Raw genomic sequence first — 16,098 nt, 5'->3', positions numbered from 1 at the left:
CACCGTCAACGCCCGTGTGGTGAGCGTGGATTGGATCGGTTCGAGTCCATGCACGACGAAGATCCTGAGCCCCGCGCGCGTGGCGACAGGCCTGAGAGTGAGAGGAATACCCCGAACGGGCGACGGATGCCCCTCGAAAGGTTTGATCAGCGGACGGAGGCGTAACCGACGAGGCGCACGGGCGTGCGACGGGAGGCGGTGTTCACAGCTTCCGGAAAGAAATTTGTGCGCCGGTTGAACACGGGAGTGGCTTTCGTGCGTACCTCTTGTCGTGCGGCGGCGCAGCAGGGCGCTGCAACACCCTTGTGATTATGGGGAGTTGAAGATGAAGACCTCGTGGCGGAGCGCCTCGCTCGTGGTGAGCGCCGTGGCAGTGCTGGCGCTGACGACGGCATGTGGGCAGGAAACGGCCCCGCCGGCGAGCAGCCAGAACGTCGGCGCCACGGCCGCTGCCGGTGATTACGGGACCGCCGGTACGGGCCTTGGGAACGGCACCGGCTACGACTCGGGCGCGGCGGGCCAGGAGAGCGCCGCCACCAAGCCGTCCTCCGCCGGTGAGCTGGCCGTTTCCACCAATCAGGAACTCGGCAAGGTGCTGACCGACAGCTCCGGCCTGACGCTGTACCGCTTCGACAAGGACACCGCCGAGCCGCCCAAGTCCAGCTGTGACGGCGACTGCGCCAAGAAGTGGCCGCCGGTCCCCGCGGACGACGCCACGGCCGGCGCCGGCATCGACAAGGCGCTGCTCGGCTCGGTCACCCGGACCGACGGCACCAAGCAGCTGACGGTCGACGGCTGGCCGGCGTACCGCTTCGCGAAGGACACCAACGCGGGTGACGCCAACGGTCAGGGCGTCGGTGGTACTTGGTACGCGCTCGCGCCCGACGGCAAGAAGGCGCAGGGCGGTGCGGGTGCCGAGGCAGGCGACCTGCCCGGTCTGTCCACGCGTGAGGACTCGAAGCTCGGCGAGATCGTCATCGACAAGAACGGCCACACGGTCTACCGCTTCATGAAGGACTCGCCCTGGCCGATGAAGACGGCGTGCACCGGCGAGTGCCTGGAGAAGTGGCCGGTCATCGCGCCGGTCGACGCCGAGGACACCGAGGGTATCGACCTGAAGGGGTCCGGTCCCCGGGGTCAGGGCTACGTGGTCTTCGACCGGCCCGACGGGATCAAGCAGCAGACCATCGACTGTGTACCGATCTACACCTTCGCCGGTGACAAGAAGCCCGGCGACACCAACGGTCAGGGCGTCGGCGGCACTTGGTTCGCCATTCGCCCCGACGGCAAGCCGATCGGCGCGTCGGAGCAGTAAAAGATCACACCTCCCACCGGTCCGCCCCCTGATGCCTCATGCGCAGGGGGCGGACCGGTTTGCCGCCATTCACCATGATTCTTCGGTCTCTTTCGCCATGGTTCGGAACTCTGTGGAATGCTTCGGATGCTTTCGTAGCGGGTGAGTGGGGCATCAATACGGCACGTGCCACAGGCAGTGACCGGGAACGGATGGTCAATTTCCGTTTCCGCTCGCTCCTTTGGCGGGCGATCAGTAGCCTCAGCTCGAACACCGGATCGCCTACGCCTTGGAGAGATAGATGGAGCGTCCCGCCTGGGCCCCTCGGAGCATCGACATCTCGGTGCCCAGTGTCTCGCGAATCTACGACTACTACCTGGGCGGTTCGCACAACTTCGAGGTCGACCGGGACGCCGCCCGCAAGGCCATGGAGTTCATGCCGGGGCTCCCCAAGATCATGCAGGCCAACCGGGCGTTCATGCGCCGCGCGGTGCGCTTCGCGGTCGACGAGGGCATCACCCAGTTCCTGGACATCGGCTCCGGCATCCCGACGTTCGGCAACGTCCACGAGGTGGCCCAGGCCGCCGTCCCCGGCGCCCGCGTGGTGTACGTCGACCACGACCCGGTCGCCGTCGCCCACAGCCAGGCGGTCCTCGACGGCAACGACGCCGCGGACATCGTCGCCGCGGACCTGCTCAAGCCGCAGGAGATCCTGGGCAGTTCCGAGGTCCAGCGCCTCATCGACCTGAACCGGCCGGTGGCGCTGCTGCTCGTTGCCATACTGCACTTCGTGGAGGACGAGGACGACCCGTACGCCGTGGTGGCCGAGCTGCGTGACGCGCTCGCGCCCGGCAGCATGCTGGTGCTCACGCATGCCTCGTACGAGGGAATCCCGCTGCCCGAGGAGCGGGCCAAGGGCACCGTGGACGTGTACAAGGACATTCGCAACCCGCTGATCATGCGCTCGCGCGAGGCCATCGCGCGGTTCTTCGAGGGGTACGACATGGTGGAACCCGGACTGGTGCCGATGCCGCTCTGGCGGCCGGACACCGCCCCGGACGACGAGGATCCGTATGCCTTCTCCGGCTTCGCCGGCGTGGGACGTACGGCGTGAGCGCGGGGCCGGACGGGCCGGAGGACAGACTGCGCCGGTTCGCGACGATCTGGAGCCGGGCGGTCTTCCCGGTGACCTCGACGTCGTCGACCCGGCCGGAGCTCGAGGAGCAACTGCTGCCGCTGGCCCGGCGGTTGAGCGAGGCGCTCAGGTCCAGGACCTTCGAGGCCGACGAGGGCAAGGCGGTCGGCGCCGCGCTCGTCGCCGCGCACTGCACCGACCCCGAGGCGCTCAGCCGCTCCCTGGACTGCGTCGACGCCTACCTCGTGCTGTACTGCGGCACCGACGGCGACCAGGAGGACCAGCGGGCCCGCTCGTCCCGGCTCCAGCACGCCATGGCCGCCGGGTTCGCCCTGGCGCTGCGCGAGCGGACGCTGGCCGAGCAGGAGGCGATCTCCGCGGCCGCCCTCAAGGCACAGGGCGTGGTCGCGCAGGCCCTGCACGCCACCGAGGCCCGCTTCCGCGCGGTCTTCGAGGGCGCCGCCATAGGAATCGGCATCGCCGACCTGGACGGCAACGTCCTGCAGGTCAACGGCGCGCTGCTGCGGATGTTCGGCCTGTCCGAGCAGTCCATGCAGGGCCGCAAGGTCATGGAGTGGACCCACCCCGAGGACGCGCCGCAGACCTGGAAGCTCTACGAGGAACTCGTCCGCGGAGAGCGCGAGCACTACCACGTCGAGAAGGCGTTCTACCGTCCCGACGGAACTGTCCTGTGGACCAACCTCACGGTCTCCCTGCTGCGAGACGCCGACGGCGAACCGCAGTACCAGCTGGCCCTGATGGAGGACACCACCGAGCGCCGCCTGCTCAATCTGCGGCTGCGCTACGAGGCCACCCACGACGCACTCACCGGCCTGCCCAACCGCACCTTCTTCTTCGAGCGCCTGGAGAAGGCACTGGGCGCCGGGCAAGGCCAGCGGTTCGGCCTGTGCTACCTCGACCTGGACGGCTTCAAGACCGTCAACGACAGCCTCGGCCACGCCGCCGGCGACCGGATGCTCGTCGAGGTCGCCGACCGGCTGCAGTCCTGCGCCACCGCGCCCGGCGAGATGGTCGCCCGGCTCGGTGGCGACGAGTTCGTGGCGCTGACCACCGGCCCCGACACCGAGCGCGAGGTCGACGAGCTCGCGGCCCGGATCATGAACGCGCTGATCGCGCCGATCAGCGTCGACGGCAGGGAGCTGACCGTGCGCGGCAGCATCGGCATCGTCGAGGGCCCGGCCGGGGAGCGCAGCCCGGCGGAGGTGCTGCGCAGCGCCGACATCACGATGTACCGGGCCAAGTCGGCGGGCGGCAACCGCTTCGAGCTCGCCGACCCGGAGGCCGACGCCCGCGCCATCACCCGGCACGGGCTGACCACGGCGCTGCCGACGGCCCTGGACCGGGGCGAGTTCTTCATCGAGTACCAGCCGCTGGTCCACCTCGGCGACGGCAGTGTGCGCGGCGCCGAGGCCCTGGTGCGCTGGCTGCATCCGCAGCACGGCGTCCTCGGCCCGGACCGGTTCATCCCGCTCGCCGAGCACACCGGGCTCATCGTTCCGCTGGGCCGCTGGGTCCTGGAGCAGTCGGTGCGCCAGGCACGCGAGTGGCGGGAACGCAACGTCGACGCGGGCCCGCTCCGCATCAACGTCAACCTCTCGCCCTGCCAGCTCACCCACCCCGGGCTGGTGCAGGACACGGTGGACATCCTGGAGCGCGCGGGCGTGGCACCCGACGCGCTCTGCCTGGAGGTCACCGAGTCGGCGTTGATCGGCGCCGACGACGATCTGCTCAAGCCCCTGCGGCGCCTCGCCGAGATGGGCGTCGACATCGCCCTGGACGACTTCGGCACCGGCTACTCCAACCTCGCCAACCTGCGCCGGCTGCCGGTGAGCATCCTCAAGCTGGACCGCTCCTTCACGCAGAGCATGCAGCAGTTCCCGGCCGACCCCGTCGACCTCAAGATCGTCGAGGGCATCGTCTCCCTGGCCCACAGCCTGAGCCTGACCGTGACCGTGGAGGGCGTGGAGACCGGCGCCCAGGCCGAACAACTGCGCATACTCGGCTGCGACACGGCCCAGGGCTGGTACTACGCCCGCCCGGGCCCACCGGACCGACTCCACGAACTGGCACTGGTGGACGCCACGGGCTGAGGCGACGGGGCCGATCGGGTTGGGCGGACTGCGGGCCCGTTCCCGGCCCCGGACCGGAGTGGGGCGGGCTGGGCCTGTTCCGGGGCCGGTGGCGTGGGCGGCCGCTCACGCTGCCCACCCCGCCCATGGTCCTCAACCGCCTGCACGTGGCCGCGTCCCCCTCCGGCTCGCCCCACGACCTGCGCGACACGCTCGCCTTCTCGCTGGCCCACGGCATCCTGCCCGAGGTCACGCCGATCGCCCTGGACCAGGCCCCGGCGGTTCTCGACGCCATGGCGGAGGGCTCCGCCCACGGCCGCAGCGTGATCACCTTCGCCTGACGCGTCGGCACCACCCCCTACGCTCCGCAAGCCCTCAAGGAGCTCGCCATGTCCTACGTCGTCCTCGTCACGGGTGCCTCCAGCGGCTTCGGCGCCCTGACCGCCCGCGCCCTCGCCGACGCCGGACACACGGTCTACGCCGGGATGCGGCAGACGACCGGCCGCAACGCCCCCGCCGTCGCGGACGCGCAGGCCTATGCCGACCGGCACGGCGTGGCTCTGCGTGCCGTCGAACTCGACGTCTCCGGCCAGGAGTCCGTGGACGCCGCGGTCGCGCAGGTCACCGCCGAGGCGGGGCGGATCGACGTCGTCGTCCACAACGCCGGGCACATGGTCCTCGGCCCGGCCGAGTCGTTCACGCCGGAGCAGATCGCCGAGATCTACGACACCAACGTGCTGTCCACGCAGCGCGTCAACCGGGCCGTGCTGCCGCAGATGCGGGGCCGACGGGACGGTCTGCTGCTGTGGGTGGGGTCGTCCAGCACCTACGGCGGCACCCCGCCGTACCTCGGTCCCTACTTCGGCGCGAAGGCCGCCATGGACCACCTGGCCAAGAGCTACGCGGTCGAGCTGAGCCGCTTCGGCATCGACACGGCCATCGTGGTCCCCGGCTCCTTCACCTCGGGCACCAATCACTTCGCCCACGCGATGCACCCTGAGGACACGGCCACCGCCGAGGCGTACGACGCCTTCTACGCGGGCCTGATGGACGACGTCGGCAAGGCCCTGGCCGCCCTGGCACCCGCCGACGCCGACGTCATGGAGGTGGCCCGAGCCATCGTCCGTATCGTCGGCACACCGAAGGGCGAGCGGCCCTTCCGGGTCACCATCGACCCGGCCGACGACGGTTCGGAGCGGGTCAGCGACGTCGCCGACGGCGTCCGCGCCGACTTCTACGAGCGCATCGGCATGCCGGACCTGCTCACGCCCCGCACGGCCGGCTGACGCTCACCGCTCCAGCAGCATCCGCTGCAACTCCCGCGCGGCCCGCGGCGGAGCCACGTCGCTGCGGTGCGCCAGCGCGATCGTGCGGTGCAGTCCGGGCCGGGTCAGCGGGGTGACCCGCAGCCCCCGGCCCGACCGGGCCGCCACCATGCGCGGTACGACGGCCATCCCCAGCCCCGCCCGCACGAACCCCAGCACCGCGTCCATCTCCCCGCCCTCGACCGCGAAGTCCGGCTCGAAGCCCTCTGCACGGCAGGCGGCCACCGTCAGCTCACGCAGGTCGTAGCCGTGCCGGAACATCACCAGGCGCTCGCCCTCCAGGTCGGCGATGCGCACGGTGCGCCGGCCGCCACCGGGGCGGGGCGCCTCCGGCGAGGAGACGACCACCAGGTCCTCGCGCAGCAGCTCCACCGTGGTCAGCGCGGGGGACGCCGGCGGCAGGGGCAGGACCACCAGGGCCAGGTCGAGGGCGCCGCGGGCCAGCTCCCGGATCAGGTCGTGCGAGCCGCCCTCCTCGATCAGCAGCTGGATGCCGGGATAGCGGTCGTGGAAGGCGCGCAGCACATCCGGGAGCAGGCCCGTGCACAGGCTCGGCGTCGCGCCCAGCCGGACCCGCCCCCGGCGCAGCTGCACCAGTTCCTGCACCTCGTACCGTGCGGTGTCCGCGTCGGCCAGGATGCGCCGGGCCAGCGGCAGCAGGGCCTCCCCGGCGTCCGTCAGCGTGATGTTGCCGCGCGCCCGCAGGAACAGGTCCGCGCCCAACTCCCGCTCAAGCGACTTGATCTGCTGCGACAGCGAGGGCTGCGCGACATGAACCAGGTCGGCGGCCCGGGTGAAGTGCCGGGTCTCGGCGACCGCCACGAAGTACTGAAGCTGCTGGAACTGCATCCAGCCAGCATAGAGTCTGCCTATTGAAACGAGCCGGACCATGTCTTGGACCGATGAGGTGGTGCGGCCGTAGCGTCCTGTTCCATGGCTCTGGCAACGCGGACGGACCGACGGCCGTCCATGGCACGCACAGTGTGGGACTCGACCGTCGGCAAGAAGACCGTGATGGCGGTCAGCGGGCTGATCATGCTGCTGTACCTGGTGGCCCATATGATCGGCAACCTCAAGATCTACTTCGGCGCGGGCGAGTTCAACGAGTACGGCCACTGGCTGCGCACGGTCGGCGAACCGTTCATGCACTACGAGTGGACGCTCTGGCTGATCCGCGTCGTGCTGCTCGTCGCCGTCGTCGCCCACGCCACGTCGGCGTACCAGCTCAGCCGCCGCGACATCAGGGCGCGCCCCACCAAGTACGTGCACAAGAAGCCGCGCGCCTCCTACGCGACGCGGACCATGCGCTGGGGCGGGATCATCCTCGGCCTGTTCATCGTCTGGCACGTCCTCGACCTGACGACCGGCACCGTGCATTCCGGCGGCTTCCAGCAGGGCCACCCGTACCAGAACGTCGTGGACACCTTCTCCACCTGGTACGGCAACGTCATCTACATCGTCGCGATGCTCGCCCTCGGCCTGCACATCCGGCACGGCTTCTGGAGCGCCGCCCAGACCCTCGGCGCCGGCAGCCGCACCCGCGACCGCGCCCTGAAGGCCACGGCCGACACCCTCGCGCTGCTGCTCACGGTCGGTTTCATCGCCGTGCCCGTGGGCGTCATGACCGGATTGGTGAGCTGACATGTCTACCTACGCCGAGTACACGACCGGCGAACCGGTCGTCGACAGCAAAGCCCCCGCCGGGCCCGTGGGCGAGCGCTGGGACAAGCGCCGCTTCGAGGCCAGGCTGGTCAACCCCGCCAACCGGCGCAAGCACACGGTGATCGTGGTGGGGACGGGCCTGGCCGGCGGTTCAGCGGGCGCCACCCTCGCCGAACAGGGCTACCACGTCGTCCAGTTCTGCTACCAGGACTCCCCGCGCCGCGCCCACTCCATCGCCGCGCAGGGCGGCATCAACGCCGCGAAGAACTACCGCAACGACGGCGACTCCGTCCACCGCCTCTTCTATGACACGGTGAAGGGCGGCGACTTCCGCGCACGGGAGTCCAACGTCCACCGGCTCGCCCAGATCTCCGTCGAGATCATCGACCAGTGCGTGGCCCAGGGCGTGCCCTTCGCCCGCGAGTACGGCGGCCTGCTCGACACCCGCTCCTTCGGGGGCGTCCAGGTGTCGCGCACGTTCTACGCCCGCGGCCAGACGGGCCAGCAGCTGCTGCTCGGCGCGTATCAGGCACTGAGCAGGCAGATCGCCGCGGGGAACGTCGAGATGCACCCGCGTACCGAGATGCTCGACCTGATCGTCGTCGACGGCAAGGCGCGCGGGATCGTGGCCCGGGACCTCATCACCGGCCGCATCGACACGTACTTCGCGGACGCCGTCGTACTCGCGAGCGGCGGCTACGGCAACGTCTTCTACCTGTCGACGAACGCCATGAACTCCAACGCCACCGCGATCTGGCGGGCCCACCGGCGCGGCGCCTACTTCGCCAACCCCTGTTTCACGCAGATCCACCCCACGTGCATCCCGCGCACCGGCGACCACCAGTCCAAGCTGACGCTGATGAGCGAATCGCTGCGCAACGACGGCCGGATCTGGGTACCGAAGGCCAAGGGCGACGACCGTCCCGCGAACAAGATCCCCGAGGACGAGCGCGACTACTACCTGGAGCGCATCTACCCGTCCTTCGGCAACCTCGTGCCCCGCGACATCGCCTCCCGCGCCGCGAAGAACGTGTGCGACGAGGGCAGGGGCGTCGGGCCCGGCGGGCAGGGCGTGTACCTGGACTTCGCCGACGCCGTCGAGCGGATGGGCCGCAAGGCCGTCGAGGCCAAGTACGGCAACCTCTTCGACATGTACCAGCGGATCACCGACGAGGATCCGTACCGGGTGCCGATGCGGATCTACCCGGCCGTGCACTACACGATGGGCGGCCTGTGGGTCGACTACGACCTGCAGACCACCGTCCCCGGCCTGTTCGCGATCGGCGAGGCCAACTTCTCCGACCACGGGGCGAACCGGCTCGGTGCCTCGGCCCTGATGCAGGGCCTGGCCGACGGCTACTTCGTGCTGCCGGCCACCATCAACGACTACCTCGCCCGCAACCCGCACCACGAGGCGGTCACCGACGAGCATCCCGTCGTGCAGGAAGTACTGGCCGAGACGCAGGACCGGCTCAACCTGCTGCTGGCCGTGGACGGCGACCGTACGCCGGACTCCTTCCACCGTGAACTCGGCGAACTGATGTGGGAGTTCTGCGGGATGGCCCGCACCGACTCCGGACTGCGCAAGGCCCTGGAACGCATCCCGCAGATCCGCGAGGAGTTCTGGCGGCGGATCAAGGTGCCGGGCACCGGCGAGGAGTTCAACCAGTCGCTGGAGAAGGCCAACCGAGTCGTCGACTACCTGGAGCTCGCCGAGCTCATGTGCCTCGACGCGCTGGACCGCAGCGAGTCCTGCGGCGGCCACTTCCGCGAGGAGTCGCAGACGCCGGACGGCGAGGCCGCCCGCAAGGACGACGAGTTCGCCTACGCGGCGGCCTGGGAGTTCACCGACACGGGCACCGCTCCCGTGCTGCACAAGGAAGACCTGGTCTTCGAGTACGTCCACCCCACCCAGCGGAGCTACGCATGAAGCTCACCCTGCGCGTCTGGCGGCAGCGCAACGCCGACGCCGACGGCGCCATGTCCACGTACGACGTGGACGGCATCTCCTCCGACATGTCCTTCCTGGAGATGCTCGACACCCTCAACGAGGAGCTCATCCTCCGCGGTGAGGACCCGGTCGCCTTCGACCACGACTGCCGCGAGGGCATCTGCGGCGCCTGCTCGCTCGTCATCAACGGTGACGCGCACGGCCCCGAGCGGACCACCACCTGCCAGCTGCACATGCGGTCCTTCAAGGACGGCGACACGATCGACATCGAGCCGTGGCGGGCGTCGGCGTTCCCGGTCATCAAGGACCTGGTCGTCGACCGGTCGGCGTTCGACCGGATCATCCAGGCGGGTGGGTACGTCACCGCCCCGACGGGTGCCGCGCCGGAAGCCCACGCCACACCCGTGCCGAAACCGGACGCCGACCTCGCCTTCGAGCACGCCGAGTGCATCGGCTGCGGGGCGTGTGTGGCCGCGTGTCCGAACGGGGCGGCGATGCTGTTCACCTCCGCCAAGGTCAACCACCTGAACGTGCTGCCGCAGGGGGCTCCCGAGCGCGAGAGCCGGGTCCTGGACATGGTGACGCAGATGGACGACGAGGGCTTCGGCGGGTGCACGCTCACCGGAGAGTGTGCCACCGCCTGCCCCAAGGGCATCCCGCTGATGTCCATCACGAGCATGAACAAGGAGTGGCTGCGGGCCACGCGGAAGGTGAAGCGGTAGGGCCAGAAGCCCAACAGACGTTCGCCGAAAGGTGCGGACGGGCGGGGCCGGGAGTGGTGCTCTCCGGCCCCGTCTCGCGTTTCCGGACCTGTCAGGTGAACAGCACTGGATCGCCCGGCTGACCGGCCGGACACCGGAACATGGACGGCCGGTACCAGCTCGCGCCGTTCAACATTCGCACATCCACTCTCCTGGCACAGGTCACGCATACGCCAACCGGCATAGGAAGAACAGGGGCGGCACATCGCACCGCTCCAACCGAGCTCCGCTCGCCGTCCCCGGCCCGTGACCAGGAGTAAGCCATGACCGGCGTACTGACCGTCGACCGTCCCCCGCAGCCCACGGCACCCACCCGCTACACCGTCGGCCTCGCCCGCAACGAGGAGGACGTGCGCGCCGCCCAGCGGCTGCGGCACGACGTCTTCGCCGGTGAGATGGGAGCCCAGCTGACCACCCCGCAGCCGGGTCACGATATCGACGCCTTCGACGCGTACTGCGACCACCTGCTCGTCCGTGAGGAGGTGTCCGGCCAGGTCGTCGGCACCTACCGGCTGCTCCCGCCGGAGCGGGCCGCGGTCGCGGGCCGGCTGTACTCCGAGGGCGAGTTCGACCTCAGCCGCATCGACGGCCTGCGCCCCAACCTGGTCGAGGTCGGCCGCTCCTGCGTGCACCCCGACCACCGCGACGGCGCAGTCATCAGCCTCATCTGGGCCGGCATCGCCCGCTACATGGTCGACCGCGGCCACGAGTGGCTGGCCGGCTGCTGCTCGATCCCGCTGGCCGACGGCGGCAAGCTCGCCGCGGCCACCTGGGACCGGGTGCAGGCCAAGCATCTGGCCCCGGAGGAGTACCGGGTCCGCCCGCTGCGGCCCTGGCAGCCCACCGAGCCCGCCCCCGCCGCCCGCATGGAACTCCCGGCCCTCCTGCGCGGCTACATCCGCCTCGGCGCATGGGTCTGCGGCGAGGCCGCGCACGACCCGGAGTTCGGGGTCGCCGACATGTACGTGCTGCTGTCGATGCGCCGGGTCAACTCGCGCTACCTGCGGCACTTCCTCTCCCTCGTCCCGGCGTGACGGACGTGGCGGCCATGAGCACCCCCTCCCTCGGTGCCGTCGGGATCCCCACGGCGACCGCCGCCAAGGCCCAGGCGACCGGCGCACCGGCCGCACGGGCCCACCCCGTCGAGGTGGCGACCCTCTGGCGGCCCAGCGCCCCCTGCACCCCGCAGGGGTGCGTGGACGCGACAGGACCGGCCAGGGCCGTACCCCTGGCCGCCCTGCGGATCGCGGCGGTCCTGCTCCTGCTGATCACCGGGTTCCTGCTCAGCCCGCTCGGCGGGCGGATACCCGGCGGACTGGTCCGGCGCTGGTCCCGCTGGGTCGTACGGGCCGCCGGCGTCCGGGTACGGATCGACGGCGGCGCCGCGCCCGACGGCGGACTGCTGCTGGTCGCCAACCACGTCTCCTGGCTGGACATCCCGCTGCTCGCCGCCGTCCGTCCGGCCCGGATGCTCGCCAAGTCGGAGATCCGGGACTGGCCGGTGGCGGGGTGGATGACCGCCCGCAGCGGTGCCCTGTTCATCGACCGGGACCGGATCCGCGCCCTGCCCGAGACGGTGGCCCGGATCGCCGAGGCGTTGCGGGCAGGCGAGGCGGTCGCCGTCTTCCCCGAGGGCAGTACGTGGTGCGGACGGGCCCAGGGCCACTTCCGCCGGGCCGCGTTCCAGGCCGCCCTCGACGCGGGCGTCCCGGTCCAGCCGGTCCGCCTGCGCTACCGGGTGGCCCAGGGCGCGCCCAGCACGGCGGCCGCCTTCGTCGGCGCGGACTCGCTGCTCACCTCGGTGTGGCGGGTGGTGAGGGCACGCGAGCTGGTCGCGGAGGCGGACGTGCGGGAGCCGATAGCGCCGGGCAGCCGTCCCGACCGCCGGTCCCTGGCCCGCGCGGCCGAGGTGTCCGCGCTGCTGGGGGCCCATCAGGTCCGGGTCCCCCGGCCGTCACGCACCGTGGCGCTCCCGGCGAAGGGCGGAATCCAAGCCGTACCCGCCGCCGTCGCCGAAGCGGCGCCGTCCGCCCCGTCGCCCGAGCCCCTTACGGCATGACCCGGGCCAGATACGGTGCCGTGGCGCTGCCGCTCGCCCGCGCGACCCGGGCGGGCGGGCCCGCCGCCACGATCCGTCCGCCCGCGTCACCACCGCCCGGCCCCAGGTCGATCACCCAGTCCGCGCCCGCGACGACGGACATGTCGTGCTCGACCACGACGACGGTGTGCCCGGCGTCGACGAGCCCGTGCAGCTGGCGCATCAGCACCTCGACGTCGGCCGGGTGGAGCCCGGTCGTCGGCTCGTCGAGGAGGTAGAGGGTGTGGCCGCGCCGGCCGCGCTGCAACTCGCTCGCCAGCTTGATGCGCTGGGCCTCGCCGCCGGACAGCTCGGTGGCGGGCTGCCCGAGACGCAGATAGCCGAGGCCGACGTCGAGCAGGGCGCCGAGGCTGCGGGCCACGGCCGGGGTGTCCGCGAAGAACTCCGCCGCCGCCTCGACCGTGAGGTCCAGCACCTGCGCGATGTTCCGTCCCCGGTACGCCACTTGGAGCGTCTCGGGGTTGTAGCGCGCCCCGCCGCAGTCCGGGCACGGCGCGTACGTGCTCGGCAGGAACAGCAGCTCCACGCTGACGAACCCCTCGCCCTGACAGGTCTCGCACCTACCGCCCGCCACGTTGAAGGAGAACCGCCCGACGCCGTAACCACGGGCCCGCGCCTCGTCGGTGGCCGCGAACACCTTGCGTACGACGTCGAAGAGCCCGGTGTAGGTGGCGAGGTTGGAGCGCGGGGTGCGGCCGATCGGCTTCTGGTCGACCGAGACCAGCCGCCCGACATCCGTCTGCTCCTCGGTGATCTCGCCGATCAGCGTGGACTTGCCCGAACCCGAGACGCCGGTGACGGCCGTGAACACACCGAGCGGGAACTCGGCGGTCACCCCGCGCAGGTTGTGCCGGGTGACCGGCCCGACTTTCAACTGGCCTCGCGGGGCACGCACTTGGCGTACTGCGGCGGGCGAGCCCTCGAACAGGAAGCGTGCGGTCGCCGACTCCGAGACCGCCGCCAGCTCCGCCACCGGCCCGCTGTGCAGCACCTGCCCGCCGTGCTCACCCGCCTGCGGTCCCACGTCGACCAGCCAGTCGGCGCCGCGCATGACGTCGAGATGATGCTCGACCACGAACACCGTGTTCCCGGCCGCCTTCAGCCGCGCCAGCACCGTCAGCAGCGCCTCGGTGTCCGCCGGGTGCAGCCCCGCGGACGGCTCGTCGAGGACGTACACGACACCGAACAGCCCGGACCGCAGCTGCGTCGCGAGCCGCAGGCGCTGCAGTTCGCCCGCCGAGAGCGTGGGCGTGGCGCGGTCGAGGCTCAGATAGCCGAGGCCGAGCTCGACGACGGGCCCGATACGGGACTTGAGGTCCTCGGTGAGGACACGGGCCGCCTCCGAGGAGCCGCCCTCCAGCAACCCCGCCAGCTCCGTGAGCGGCAGCGCGGCCACATCGGCGATCGTCCGGCCGCCGAAGGTCACCGCCAGCGCTTCGGGCCGCAGCCTGCTGCCGCCGCACGCCGGACAGGGCGCTGCGGCGAGGAACCGCTCCGCCTTCGCCCTGAGGGTCGGGCTCTTGGAGTCGGCGAACGTCTTCATGACGTACCTGCGGGCGCTCATGTACGTGCCCTGGTAGGGCCGTTGGATGCGGTCCGCGTCGCGCACCGGGTGCACGGTGACGACCGGCTGCTCGTCGGTGAACAGGATCCACTCCCGCTCCTCGGCGGGCAGCTCGCGCCAGGGCCGGTCGACGTCGTGGCCGAGCGCGTCGAGGATGTCGCGCAGGTTCTTCCCCTGCCAGGCACCCGGCCACGCGGCGATCGCGCCCTCCCGGACCGACAGCCCCGGATCGGGGACCAGCAACTCCTCGGTCGTACGGTGCACTTGCCCGAGCCCGTGGCACTCCGGGCACGCCCCCACCGCCGTGTTCGGTGAGAAGGAGTCCGAGTCGAGCCGCGCGGCGCCCGGCGGGTAGTCGCCCGCCCGGGAGTACAGCATCCGCAGGGAGTTGGAGAGGTTGGTGACCGTGCCCACGGAGGAGCGGGACGTCGGCGCCGAGCGGCGCTGCTGGAGGGACACGGCGGGTGGCAGCCCGGTGATCTCGCCGACCTTCGGCGCACCGACCTGGTGGATCAGCCTGCGCGCGTACGGCGCGACCGACTCGAAGTAGCGGCGCTGGGCCTCCGCGTAGATCGTGCCGAAGGCGAGCGACGACTTCCCGGACCCGGACACACCGGTGAACACGGCCAGCACATCCCGGGGGATGTCGACGTCCACGCCCTTGAGGTTGTGTTCACGGGCGCCGCGGACGCGGACGTAGGGGTCGTGCGGGGAGTGCATGGGGTGAGGGCTCCGGAAGGTACGCGTCGGTGTCGTGGGCAAACCCCGCAATTCTAAACGAACGGGGCGCACGGGCCGCATGAGCCACCTGCTGTTCACGATGTCGTCGGCTCACCCACACCGGCCACCCATACCGTCTCGCCAGTCTCTCTTCCTACCGAGGAGTATCGTGAGCGCCTCAGCTCTGAGCACTCTCACCGCCGCGCTGCTGATGGTCACGGGCGCGTCCGCCCCGCAGCCGGTCTCCGTCTCCGCGCGCGTGGAGACCCCCGCCGTGTACGACGACGAGGCGGGCGGCAACGCCGACGCCGACGACCCGGCCGTCTGGGTCGACCCCCACAACGCGGGCCGCAGCCTCGTGATCAGCACCCTCAAGGAGGCCGGCCTCGACGTCTACGGCCTCGACGGCAAGCGGCTCCAGCACATCGCCGCGCCCGCGGCACCCGGCGAGAACGCCGCGCCCGGCCGCTTCAACAACGTCGACGTCGTCTACGGCTTCGAACTGGGCGGCAAGAAGACCGACCTGGCCCTGGTCAGCGATCGTGGCCGGGACCGTGTCCGGGCCTACGCGATCGACCCGGCCGCGGTGGCGGCGGGCAGGCCCCCGCTGAAGGACGTGACAGCGGCCGGCGCCGCTCCGGTCTTCTCCGCGAGCGAGGCCGAGGTCGACGACCAGCGCACCGCCTACGGGCTGGCCGCCTTCAGCGACGACGACAACGCCTACGTGGTCGTCTCGCGCCGCTCGGAGACCCGGGTACGGCTGCTGCAGCTGGCGGACCGGGGCGGCCGCGTCGGCTACAAGGCCGAGGACACCCTCGACCTGCCCGGCTCCTTCACGCTGCCGAACGGCAAGGGCTGGACACCGTGCGCCGACCCCGGCGATCGCGCGCAGGTCGAGGGCATGGTCGTCGACCGGGAGAAGCACGTCCTGTACGCGGCCCAGGAGGACGTCGGGCTGTGGCGGGTCGACCTCGACGACGAGGAGTTCGGCCGGCCCGAGCTGATCGACCGGGTGCGGGAGTACGGCACTCCGTGGACGTATGACGCCGAGGAAGAGGAGTGCGTCATCGACACCGCGGGCGACCCCGGCTTCGGCGGTGAGCACCTGAGCGCCGACGCCGAGGGCGCCGCGATCTACCACGCCGCCGACGGCAAGGGATACCTGCTCGCCTCCAGCCAGGGCGACAACACCTTCGCGGTGTACGAGCGCCAGGGCCGCAACGCCTACCTCGGCTCCTTCGCCGTCACCGACAGCGCCGCCACCGACGGGGTGCAGCACTCCGACGGCGCCGCCGTGGTCAACGTGCCGCTCGGCCGCTCGTTCCCCAAGGGCCTGCTCGTCACCCACGACGGCGAGGCCGCGCCCGCCGACGGGGACCGGGAGGGCACCAACTTCAAGTTCACGCGGTGGGACTCGGTGGCGACCGCGTTCCCGAAGCCGCTGACGATCGACACCAAGTCGTTCGACCCGCGCGACACGGACTGAGGCCCGGCCAGG

General features: G+C 71.2%; 13 protein-coding genes. 11 read left to right on the top strand and 2 right to left on the bottom strand.

Going from position 1 to position 16,098, the window contains the following annotated elements; genetic code table 11:
- Window positions 1–325 precede the first annotated feature (325 nt).
- The 5 genes from OHO27_RS04710 to OHO27_RS04690 all read left to right on the top strand — a co-directional run bounded on the left by OHO27_RS04710 (window position 326) and on the right by OHO27_RS04690 (window position 5,805).
- Complete coding sequence (locus tag OHO27_RS04710) at window positions 326–1,315, top strand: SCO0930 family lipoprotein (RefSeq protein WP_328420564.1); 990 nt, start codon at window positions 326–328, stop codon at window positions 1,313–1,315.
- A gap of 280 nt (window positions 1,316–1,595) precedes the next feature.
- Window positions 1,596–2,408, top strand: a complete 813-nt coding sequence (locus tag OHO27_RS04705) for an SAM-dependent methyltransferase (protein WP_328420562.1) — start codon at window positions 1,596–1,598, stop codon at window positions 2,406–2,408.
- Entirely contained in the window at window positions 2,405–4,540 is a 2,136-nt protein-coding gene (locus tag OHO27_RS04700) for a putative bifunctional diguanylate cyclase/phosphodiesterase (RefSeq protein WP_328420560.1), read from the top strand. Before OHO27_RS04705 ends, OHO27_RS04700 begins: the two co-directional genes overlap by 4 nt.
- Window positions 4,541–4,665: 125 nt before the next feature.
- On the top strand, window positions 4,666–4,860 hold the full coding sequence (locus tag OHO27_RS04695) for a hypothetical protein (RefSeq protein ID WP_328420558.1): 195 nt from the start codon (window positions 4,666–4,668) through the stop codon (window positions 4,858–4,860).
- A gap of 48 nt (window positions 4,861–4,908) precedes the next feature.
- Window positions 4,909–5,805: an SDR family oxidoreductase gene (locus tag OHO27_RS04690; protein ID WP_328420556.1), complete on the top strand. Its 897-nt coding sequence runs from the start codon at window positions 4,909–4,911 to the stop codon at window positions 5,803–5,805.
- A 3-nt stretch (window positions 5,806–5,808) separates the two neighbouring features.
- On the opposite strand, the gene OHO27_RS04685 is transcribed toward OHO27_RS04690, so the two are convergent.
- Window positions 5,809–6,693 (bottom strand): LysR family transcriptional regulator, encoded by an 885-nt coding sequence (locus OHO27_RS04685; protein ID WP_328420554.1) that lies wholly within the window; start codon window positions 6,691–6,693, stop codon window positions 5,809–5,811.
- Between the two features lie 120 nt (window positions 6,694–6,813).
- Here OHO27_RS04685 and OHO27_RS04680 point away from each other — a divergent pair, with 120 nt between their 5' ends.
- From OHO27_RS04680 to OHO27_RS04660, 5 genes are all read left to right on the top strand, one after another.
- Window positions 6,814–7,485: a succinate dehydrogenase gene (locus tag OHO27_RS04680; RefSeq protein WP_328420552.1), complete on the top strand. Its 672-nt coding sequence runs from the start codon at window positions 6,814–6,816 to the stop codon at window positions 7,483–7,485.
- 1 nt (window position 7,486) lies between these two features.
- On the top strand, window positions 7,487–9,436 hold the full coding sequence (locus OHO27_RS04675; RefSeq protein WP_328420550.1) for a fumarate reductase/succinate dehydrogenase flavoprotein subunit: 1,950 nt from the start codon (window positions 7,487–7,489) through the stop codon (window positions 9,434–9,436).
- Entirely contained in the window at window positions 9,433–10,179 is a 747-nt protein-coding gene (locus tag OHO27_RS04670; protein ID WP_328420548.1) for a succinate dehydrogenase/fumarate reductase iron-sulfur subunit, read from the top strand. Before OHO27_RS04675 ends, OHO27_RS04670 begins: the two co-directional genes overlap by 4 nt.
- A gap of 302 nt (window positions 10,180–10,481) precedes the next feature.
- Window positions 10,482–11,252: a GNAT family N-acetyltransferase gene (locus OHO27_RS04665; RefSeq protein WP_328420546.1), complete on the top strand. Its 771-nt coding sequence runs from the start codon at window positions 10,482–10,484 to the stop codon at window positions 11,250–11,252.
- A gap of 14 nt (window positions 11,253–11,266) precedes the next feature.
- Complete coding sequence (locus OHO27_RS04660; protein ID WP_328420544.1) at window positions 11,267–12,277, top strand: lysophospholipid acyltransferase family protein; 1,011 nt, start codon at window positions 11,267–11,269, stop codon at window positions 12,275–12,277.
- On the opposite strand, the gene OHO27_RS04655 is transcribed toward OHO27_RS04660, so the two are convergent.
- The gene (locus tag OHO27_RS04655; RefSeq protein ID WP_328420543.1) at window positions 12,267–14,600 is read right to left on the bottom strand and encodes an excinuclease ABC subunit UvrA; all 2,334 of its coding nucleotides are present in this window, start codon (window positions 14,598–14,600) and stop codon (window positions 12,267–12,269) included. The two genes, OHO27_RS04660 and OHO27_RS04655, sit on opposite strands and share 11 nt — an antisense overlap.
- A 169-nt stretch (window positions 14,601–14,769) precedes the next feature.
- Here OHO27_RS04655 and OHO27_RS04650 point away from each other — a divergent pair, with 169 nt between their 5' ends.
- Entirely contained in the window at window positions 14,770–16,086 is a 1,317-nt protein-coding gene (locus OHO27_RS04650) for a phytase (RefSeq protein WP_328420542.1), read from the top strand.
- Window positions 16,087–16,098 lie beyond the last annotated feature (12 nt).

The organism is Streptomyces sp. NBC_00443 (genome assembly GCF_036014175.1).
Classification (GTDB): Bacteria; Actinomycetota; Actinomycetes; order Streptomycetales; family Streptomycetaceae; genus Streptomyces.
Note: the sequence above shows the minus strand (reverse complement) of the source record. Positions and strands in the feature narration are given on the sequence as shown.